Annotated in this window: 9 protein-coding genes and 1 tRNA gene; 5 read left to right on the top strand and 5 right to left on the bottom strand. The window is 31.0% G+C overall.

The genetic code is table 11. The annotated features are described in order from the left end of the window. Positions 1–276, top strand: a 276-nt coding sequence (locus tag FLACOL7796_RS20335; protein WP_173972626.1) for a DUF1294 domain-containing protein, incomplete at its 5' end; no start/stop codon positions are given. A 146-nt stretch (positions 277–422) separates the two neighbouring features. Here FLACOL7796_RS20335 and rpiB read toward each other — a convergent pair. Both rpiB and FLACOL7796_RS20325 read right to left on the bottom strand, forming a co-directional pair. Then, on the bottom strand, positions 423–854 hold the full coding sequence (rpiB, locus tag FLACOL7796_RS20330; protein WP_173972625.1) for a ribose 5-phosphate isomerase B: 432 nt from the start codon (positions 852–854) through the stop codon (positions 423–425). A 790-nt stretch (positions 855–1,644) separates the two neighbouring features. Continuing rightward, positions 1,645–1,878 carry a putative signal transducing protein gene (locus tag FLACOL7796_RS20325; RefSeq protein ID WP_173972624.1) on the bottom strand — a complete coding sequence of 78 codons (234 nt, stop codon included), beginning with the start codon at positions 1,876–1,878 and terminating at the stop codon, positions 1,645–1,647. A 107-nt stretch (positions 1,879–1,985) separates the two neighbouring features. Between FLACOL7796_RS20325 and rnr the strand changes: the two genes are divergently transcribed. Genes rnr through FLACOL7796_RS20310 form a run of 3 tightly spaced genes read left to right on the top strand, consistent with a single transcriptional unit; the run spans position 1,986 to position 5,551 of the window. After that, positions 1,986–4,166 (top strand): ribonuclease R, encoded by a 2,181-nt coding sequence (gene rnr, locus FLACOL7796_RS20320; protein ID WP_173972623.1) that lies wholly within the window; start codon positions 1,986–1,988, stop codon positions 4,164–4,166. Between the two features lie 24 nt (positions 4,167–4,190). After that, positions 4,191–4,859, top strand: a complete 669-nt coding sequence (locus tag FLACOL7796_RS20315) for a head GIN domain-containing protein (protein ID WP_173972622.1) — start codon at positions 4,191–4,193, stop codon at positions 4,857–4,859. Positions 4,860–4,873: 14 nt separating this feature from the next. Beyond that, complete coding sequence (locus FLACOL7796_RS20310) at positions 4,874–5,551, top strand: LysE family translocator (protein WP_173972621.1); 678 nt, start codon at positions 4,874–4,876, stop codon at positions 5,549–5,551. 58 nt (positions 5,552–5,609) lie between these two features. On the opposite strand, the gene FLACOL7796_RS20305 is transcribed toward FLACOL7796_RS20310, so the two are convergent. The 3 genes from FLACOL7796_RS20305 to folB all read right to left on the bottom strand — a co-directional run bounded on the left by FLACOL7796_RS20305 (position 5,610) and on the right by folB (position 6,853). Further along, positions 5,610–6,146 carry a hypothetical protein gene (locus FLACOL7796_RS20305; protein WP_173972620.1) on the bottom strand — a complete coding sequence of 179 codons (537 nt, stop codon included), beginning with the start codon at positions 6,144–6,146 and terminating at the stop codon, positions 5,610–5,612. A 182-nt stretch (positions 6,147–6,328) separates the two neighbouring features. After that, positions 6,329–6,399, bottom strand: a tRNA-Cys gene (locus FLACOL7796_RS20300). 94 nt (positions 6,400–6,493) lie between these two features. Further along, positions 6,494–6,853 carry a dihydroneopterin aldolase gene (gene folB / locus FLACOL7796_RS20295; RefSeq protein WP_173972619.1) on the bottom strand — a complete coding sequence of 120 codons (360 nt, stop codon included), beginning with the start codon at positions 6,851–6,853 and terminating at the stop codon, positions 6,494–6,496. A gap of 107 nt (positions 6,854–6,960) precedes the next feature. On the opposite strand from folB, the gene FLACOL7796_RS20290 reads away from it, so the two are divergent. Beyond that, positions 6,961–8,902 (top strand): glutamine--tRNA ligase/YqeY domain fusion protein (locus FLACOL7796_RS20290; protein ID WP_173972618.1); only part of this gene is annotated, 1,942 nt, incomplete at its 3' end.

Genomic DNA, 8,902 nt, shown 5'->3' with positions numbered 1-8,902 from the left:
CTTATAAATAGTATTGCTTTTATCCTTGCCGGATATGATAAACATTTAGCAATCAATCATAAAAGAAGAATTCCTGAAAATACACTTTTTGCATTTGCTGCTGTTGGAGGCTCTGTAGGTTTGTTATTAGCAATGATTATTTTTAGACATAAAACCAGTAAACCTTCTTTTATCTTAAAATTTTCGGCAATCGTTTTTATTCAAATTGCAATTGCTATACTGTTGTTTATAAACAAGGTTATTATTTTTAGTACAGCCTTATTTTTAACTAATTAGCTTATAAAATTAAAGATATTAACAATGTTGATAACCTTATAATCAACTGAATTTAAGATGTTTAAACAAAAAACCGGATGAATTTAAAAAATCCGCCCGGTTTACTATTATTTTAATGGTGCGAAGCACCCTTTTTTTTAAACTTTTTACTGACAAGCAATTTTATTCACTCTGTTTTGGTGTCTTCCACCTTCAAAAGCAGTTGTCAGAAACGTTTCAACAATTTCTACCGCCTGTGGGATCGATGTAAAACGCGCCGGAATGCTCACAATATTGGCATCGTTGTGTAAACGAGTTAAATAAGCGATTTCCTTAGTCCAACATAAACCAGCTCTAACTTTAGGGTGTTTATTAACAGTCATTGCAATTCCGTTTCCGCTTCCGCAGATGACGATTCCAAAATCAGCTTTACCTTCAGATACATCATTCGCAACCGGATGACCAAAATCCGGATAATCAACAGAAGCATCTGTATCTGTACCATAATTAGTTACTTCATATCCTTTTGCTTTAAGCATTTCAACAATTGCTTTTTTATATTCTGGTCCTGCGTGGTCATTTCCTATCGAAATTTTCATTTTTTCTATACTATTAAGTTGTGTAGTACAAATTTACTCATTTAATAAATGTTTGCCACGAATTTCACTAATTTTCACTAATTTCTTTTTCATCGTTAGTTTTAAATCCTGCTCAAAACAAAACAATTAAAATTCGCGTACATTCGTAAAATTCGTTGCAAAAAATATAATATTACAACTGGCTTTATATCAAAACATTAACACTTATTAACATTATTAACAACGTTGTAAGTATCTCATAATCAATAAATAATAATCAGGAATTTTGTTAAAATTGTATAATGTTAATAGCAAAAGCTAATTCGTTGATATTCAATTAACTTTAAGTTAACATTATTTGTTAATAAGTTCGGATAGAAAATTAGAAGTTTTTTTTGGTTGTGTCGAAAAAAAACCTAATCCAAAACCGGAATGAAATAACCTAATAAAGTTTGAGGAATTTTTGGAAAAGTTATCAATATCAAAAATGCCATTTTCAACAAATATCAACATATGAACTTATCTACAAAATGAATATATTTTTGGTTGTTAACCGTTGTTAATTAAAATACAAAAAGTCTTATAAATTAATCGTTTAACAAAATATAAGTATGTTGATAACTCAAGATAACTAAGAGAAACTTCATTTCAATGCTTTTAAAAATAAATTTATAGCACATATTAACAAGCTATAATAACAAACAAAAATTAATTTAATTTAAATTTTTCTTTTTGTTGTATTTAATATATGTTGACAACTTTAAAAAATTTGAAAAGAAAAAAAATCTTGAAATTGAAAAATTAGATGAGTTTAAACAATTTTAAGTGGGTTATTAAGATTGTCTAAGATTTGCTGAACTTCTTCGAAATCGTTTGGATGAACTTTGAGTTTGATTCCACCCAGCGCTGTGGTGTACATTGGGATGACAGATAACGTCATTTCGTTCTCAAAATAATACGGAATCTCTTCTTGCTCTAATAAGTGCTTTAGAACGACTGTTTCGTGCTGATAATTGAATATGGCAATGGTTTTAAAGCTTTCCATAAAGGGTCTTTTTGTAAAGATACGAAAGTTATATTTTTAATAATTTATTTGTTAAAATCTATAATCTGATATCTTATTTGTAATTTTAACTTTTTAAGAAAAGATATATGAGTAAGAAAATTAGAAAGCCGATAAAAAACGAGAAAGATTTCTCAAGTAAAATAATAAAAATTTTATCGCAAAGCCCTAATAAAGCATTTAATTACAAACAGATAGGAGCAAAGCTCGAACTTGATGATACAAAAAGCAGAAACCAAATTATAAAAGATTTAAAAATTCTGGCTGCTTCAAAAAAAATTATAGAAACTGAACCTGGTAAGTATTTAGTAAAAGCAGAGAGTCAGGATTATTACGAAGGAACAATTGATATGACGAGCAGAAAAACGGCTTATTTTATCTGTCCTGATTTTAGCGAAGATGTATTTATCCCAACCAATAATTTGAATCGTGCTTTAGACAAAGACAAAGTAAAAGTTTATGTTTATAACCGTAGAAAAGGTAAAAGACCTGAAGGTGAGGTAATTGAAGTTGTAGAAAGAAATAAAACAGAATTCGTAGGAGTAATAGATATTCAAGCCAATTTTGCTTTTGTATCTACAGCAAATCCTAAAATGTATACGGATATTTTTATTCCAAAGGATAAAATTGGAGAAGCAGAAAATGGTGACGTTGTTTTAGTTACCATCGAAGATTGGCCAAAAAGAGCTGATAGTCCGTTTGGATCTGTGATTAGAGTTTTAGGAAAACCAGGAGAACACAATACAGAGATTCATGCTATTCTGGCTGAATACGGTTTACCATCAGATTTTCCGGTAGAAGTAGAGGTTTATGCACAAAAAATAGATACTTCGATTCAGGAATCAGAGATTGCAAAACGTCGTGATATGCGTGATACACTTACATTTACGATAGATCCAAAAGATGCAAAAGATTTTGATGATGCATTGTCTTTCAAAAAGTTAGAAAACGGAAATTACGAAATTGGTATTCACATTGCCGATGTTTCGTATTATCTTGAAGAAGGAACAATTCTCGATGATGAAGCCTATCAACGTGCAACTTCGGTTTATTTAGTTGATAGAGTAGTGCCAATGCTTCCGGAAGTTTTATCTAATTTTGCATGTTCGTTACGTCCAAATGAAGAGAAATATACATTCTCGGCTATTTTTGAAGTTTCAGAAAATGCACAAGTTATTAACCAATGGTTTGGTAGAACTGTAATTTATTCAGATCAGCGATTTGCATACGAAGAAGCACAATATATCATTGAAACAAAAGACAGTACAATTCCGGTTGATATTTCAATTACCGGAGAATCGTATACTGTTTCTGATGAAATTACAAATGCTACTTTAAAATTAGATGAATTAGCTAAAATTCTAAGAAAGAAAAGAATGCAAAATGGTGCTATTTCTTTTGATAAAGTTGAAGTAAAATTTAATCTTGATGCCGAAGGAGAACCAGAAGGAGTTTACTTTAAAGTTTCGAAAGATGCCAATCATCTTATTGAAGAATTCATGCTTTTGGCCAATAGAAAAGTGGCTGAATACATTGGAAAACAAAAGAAAACATTTGTTTACAGGATTCACGATGAACCAAACGAAGATAAATTAATTGCGATGCAAACCGTAATTGCTAAATTTGGTTACAAAATAGATTTCCGTAACAAAGGCGATATTTCGAAATCATTGAATGCTTTGATGGAAGAAGTAAACGGTAAAAAAGAGCAAAACTTAATTGATACTCTTGCTATTAGAAGTATGAGTAAAGCCAAATATTCTACAGAGAACATTGGCCATTATGGTTTAGCTTTTGATTATTACAGCCATTTTACTTCGCCAATTCGTCGTTATCCTGACGTTATGGTACACCGTTTGCTGCAATATTATTTAGATAATGGCGCTTCTGTAGATGAAGAAGTTTACGAAACAAAGTGTTTACATTGTTCGAATATGGAAAGTTTAGCAACAAATGCTGAACGCGATAGTATCAAATACATGCAGGTTAAATACATGCAGGATCATCAGGACGAAGAATTCCTTGGTGTTATTTCCGGTGTTACTGAGTGGGGAATTTATGTTGAAATCGTGTCTAACAAATGCGAAGGAATGGTAAGAATCAGAGAAATAAAAGATGATTATTATACTTTTGATGAAAAGCAATATGCTTTAGTTGGAGCGACTTCAAACAGTATTTTACAATTAGGAGATGAAATATATGTAAAAGTTAAAAATGCCGATTTAGTCAAAAAACAACTGGATTTTCATTTTTTAAGAAGAGCAGAATAGAGGTTTAATTATAAAAATAAAAGTATGAAAAAGTTAATTATAGGAGCGGCAATTTTATTTGTTCAAATGTCTTTTGGTCAGGTTACCAAAGAGTTAGGTGATTTTGATACGGTTAAAGTATTCGATAAATTAAGTGTAAAATTAGTTCAGTCATCTGAAAATAAACTTGTTATAAAAGGAACAAGAGAAGCAGAGCTGGAAGCTGTTAATAAAAACGGAATATTAAAATTAAGAATGCCTTTTCCTAAACTTTTGTCAGGAAACGATCTTCAGGTAACTTTGTATTATAAACATATCGAATTAATTGATGCTAATGAAGGTGCCGATGTTACAAGCACAGAAGCAATAAAAGCGACTTCGTTTAAAGTTAGTGCACAGGAAGGTGCTAAAATCAATGTAGCTTTGGATGTTGATAAACTTAAAGTAAGCTCAGTTTCTGGTGGAGAAATTACAGCAACTGGTAAAGCAGATAACCTTGATGCAAGTTTAGGAGCTGGCGGATATTTCTTAGGAAGTAAATTAGCCACGTCTCAGACTAAAGTAAGCGTTTCTGCGGGAGGAAAAGCAGATGTGAATGCTTCGACCTTAGTTGATGCAAAAGTAAGCGCAGGAGGCTCTATTTACATTTATGGAAAACCGAAACAAATTAATCAAAAAACGGTTTTTGGAGGTAAAATAGAAGAAGTAAAATAAGAAATCGTATTTGAATGATAAATGATATTTTGGCTGGACTGCCATGGGGACTTTTTTTAAGTTTTATGGTAGGTCCGGTATTTTTTATACTACTAGAAACCAGTATTACAAAAGGATTCAGAGCTGCAATAGTTTTTGATCTTGGAGTCGTATTAGGTGATATTTTTTTTATAGCAATCGCTTATTTAGGAAGTTACAGATTAATTCAGAGTTTAAAAGATAAACCGGCACTCTTTATTTTTGGCGGAATTATTATGCTGGCTTACGGTATAATTTCTTTCGTAAGATTAAGAAATGAAGAAAAAATTGATGACGAAGAAATCGATCGTGATATCATCAAAAGAAACTATGGTAGTTTGTTTGTAAAAGGTTTTTTACTGAACGTTATCAATATTGGTGTATTAGGTTTTTGGTTAGCAGTGATCATTTCTGTCGGACCAAAACTAGAAATGCAAAACTCTAGAATGTTTACTTTTTTTACGGCTGTTATTATTACTTATTTATTAGTAGATTGTATTAAAATATTATTAGCCAAACAGTTAAAGTCAAAAATGACACCTACTAACATTCTAAAAATTAAAAAAGGAATTAGTATAGTTTTAATGGTTTTTGGTCTTGTGTTAATAACTCAGGGTTGGTTTCCAAAAGAAAAAGAAATGGTTCGAAATGCCTTTGAGAAAATAGATAAGTAGTTGTTAATAACTCAAAATTATAAAATTAAACCTCTGAATTTCAGAGGTTTTTTTATGTTTATATTTTTCGAGTTTGATAATAGTTTTCTAAAACTATAATTCCATTTTGAATAATATCTTTAATTGCATCATATTTTTCATCTGCATCTTTATCATCCAGATAGTTAACCCAAAAATTCATATTTATAAAGCGATCACTAAGCGGATAAGTTACATTTAAACCTAATCTCTTTTCTTTTATAAGTTTAATGGTGCTGATAAAAACATCTGTTTCTCCAGATTTAACAATTTCTTTGTGAGTTTCTCCCTTTACGTCATTCTGATTTAAAAAAAGTGCTTTTATTACTTCATTAGTATCTCCTGAATATTTTTTATCAATGGCTATGGTAACAAATGGAACACCTTTAGAAACAAAACTACCATCTTTTTGTAGTACATATGGTGTTTGTTTCTCTTTATTTTGAATAATATAGATTTTAGTTTTTCCTATTTTTAAAATGCTTGCGGGTTGGTTTGCACTTAATAAGGTATCTTTCGCAACATTTTGTGCAGATACAAAACTTGAAATTAGCAGTATAAATAATAATTTTCTCATATTTTTTATTTGTAAATCTAATAAAAAATATTGAATACTTTTTTCAAAAAATTAAGGACAAAAAACGAGAGACAGAAATGTATCTCTTTTGAGGTATCGTCCTGATTCGAACGTAATCTTTATCTAATTTTTTCTAAAAATTAGCCATAAAAAAAACCTTCAAATTGCTTTGAAGGTTTTAGAGGCATCGTCCGGATTCGAACCGGAGTAGGAGCTTTTGCAGAGCCCAGCCTAGCCGCTCGGCCACGACGCCATTACTTGAACGGATGGCAAAAGTAACTAAAATCTTTAAATTTCAAAAGTTTAAAAGTAACTATTTTTAAAAAATAGCTTTTTAATTTAAAGAATTAAGCTCTGATTTCGCTCATTTTTATAGTAACTGATTCAACATCACCACCAATAGGAGGATTTATTTTAGAAACCCAAACTGTTGTTTTTTGTGCAGTTTCTATCTCTGCCAACACTCGAATATTGATTCTTTTGGCTACATGCTCTAATAAATGCGAACGAATGGCCATTTCTTCAGTAACAATTTTGTTCAAATGTACATAGTCAGCCGTGTCTGCAAGGTGATCCGTTTGAGCAGATTTTTGCAAATTTGTTTTAATTTTTAGATCAACAGTATAATCAGATCCAATTTTTCCTTCTTCAATCATACATCCGTGGTATGAAAAAGTACGAATGTTTTTTAATTTTATAACTCCCATTTTCTTATTATTTCAAGTTTAAAGTTTCAGGTTTAACGCCACTTAAATAACTTTAAACCTGAAACCTGAAACCTTTTTTTTATCTTTGCTAAAATTACTATAAAATAATGGCATCAGAAGATAAATCACTCAATTTTATTGAACAAATCATAGAAGAAGATCTTAAATCAGGTCTCTCGCAAAGTAAACTTCATTTTCGTTTTCCACCGGAACCAAATGGTTATTTACATATTGGTCATGCAAGTTCTATTGCATTAAATTTTGGTTTAGGAATTGATTATCAATCTCCTGTGAATTTACGTTTTGATGATACAAACCCTGAAAAAGAAGAACAGGAATTTGTTGATGCAATTAAAAAAGATGTTGAATGGCTGGGTTATACCTGGGCAGAAGAACGTTATGCATCAGATTATTTTCAACAATTATACGATTGGGCAGTTTTATTAATTAAAAAAGATAAAGCCTATGTTGATAGTCAGTCTTCTGAAGATATGGCAACTCAAAAAGGAACTCCGTCTACAACCGGAACAGATTCTCCGTACAGAAACCGTTCTGTTGAAGAAAATTTAGATTTATTCGAAAGAATGAAAAACGGTGAATTTGAGGCTGGTACTCATATTCTTCGTGCAAAAATAGACATGAAATCAACCAATATGTTGATGCGTGATCCTATCATGTACAGGATTTTACACAAACATCACCATAGAACCGGTGATGCCTGGAAGATTTATCCAATGTACGATTGGGCACACGGACAAAGTGATTATTTAGAAGAGATTTCACATTCATTTTGTACACTTGAATTCTTGCCTCATCGTGAATTATACGATTGGTTTTTAGATCAGATTTTAGATGAAAATAAACTGCGTCCAAAGCAAAGAGAATTTGCCAGACGTAACTTATCACATACTGTTGTTAGTAAAAGAAAATTACAGCAACTTGTTAAAGAAAAGCATGTTAACGGTTGGGATGATCCAAGAATGTCTACCATTTCAGGTTTAAGAAGACGTGGTTATACAGCTGCATCTTTGCGTAATTTTGCCAATACAACCGGAATTGCAAAACGTGATAATTTAATCAATGTATCGGTTTTAGAATTTTGTATTCGTGAAGATTTGAACAAAATTGCACCTCGTGTAATGGCTGTTTTAGATCCTGTAAAACTGGTAATTACAAATTATCCTGAAGGAAAAGAGGAATGGCTTGAAGCCGAAAATAATCAGGAAGATGAAAATGCAGGATTCAGAAAAGTACCTTTTTCTCGTGAATTATATATTGAAAGAGAAGACTTTCTTGAAGAAGCTCCAGCGAAGTTTTTCCGTTTAACTTTAGGAAAAGAAGTACGTCTTAAAAATGCGTATATCATTAAAGGAGAAATTGTTATAAAAGATGCTGAAGGAAATATTACAGAGATTCATGTCACTTACGATACAGATTCTTTAAGCGGAAGCGGGACAGAAGCAAGTCAAAGAAAAGTGTCTGGAACATTGCATTGGGTTTCTATATCGCATGCAATTGAAGCAGAAGTTCGTATGTATGATCGTTTGTTTACAGATGAAGCTCCGGACAGTTATAAAGAGAAAAATTTCTTAGATTTTGTAAATCCAAATTCATTAGAAATCATCACCGGATATGTTGAGCCAAGTTTATCAACAGTTCAAAATGAAGATAAATTTCAGTTTCAACGTTTAGGATATTTTACTGTTGATAAAGATTCAACTCCTTCAAAATTAGTGTTTAACAAAACAGTTGGATTGAAAGATGCCTGGGAAGAAAAGGGTAAAAAAGAAGAAAACAGCATCAATAATTCTTTAAAGGATATCAACAAATACTTTAAAGTTGAGACTAAACCGGAACGAATTGCAATCGAAAGTGCAATAGGGGAGAGCATTAAAAATGTTACGAGTTTTTCTTTATTACAAAATTCACTAAAAAAGAATATCAACAATAACAAAGGATCTTTGTTGTTTGCTCAATTTATCTTAAAATATTCAATTTTAAAATCTAAGGATTTTGAAGAAGAGGATATTAAAAAATTATATACAATGT

Origin of the sequence: Flavobacterium bizetiae (assembly GCF_902804475.1) — a bacterium.
Lineage (GTDB): Bacteria > Bacteroidota > Bacteroidia > Flavobacteriales > Flavobacteriaceae > Flavobacterium > Flavobacterium bizetiae.
Note: the sequence above shows the minus strand (reverse complement) of the source record. Positions and strands in the feature narration are given on the sequence as shown.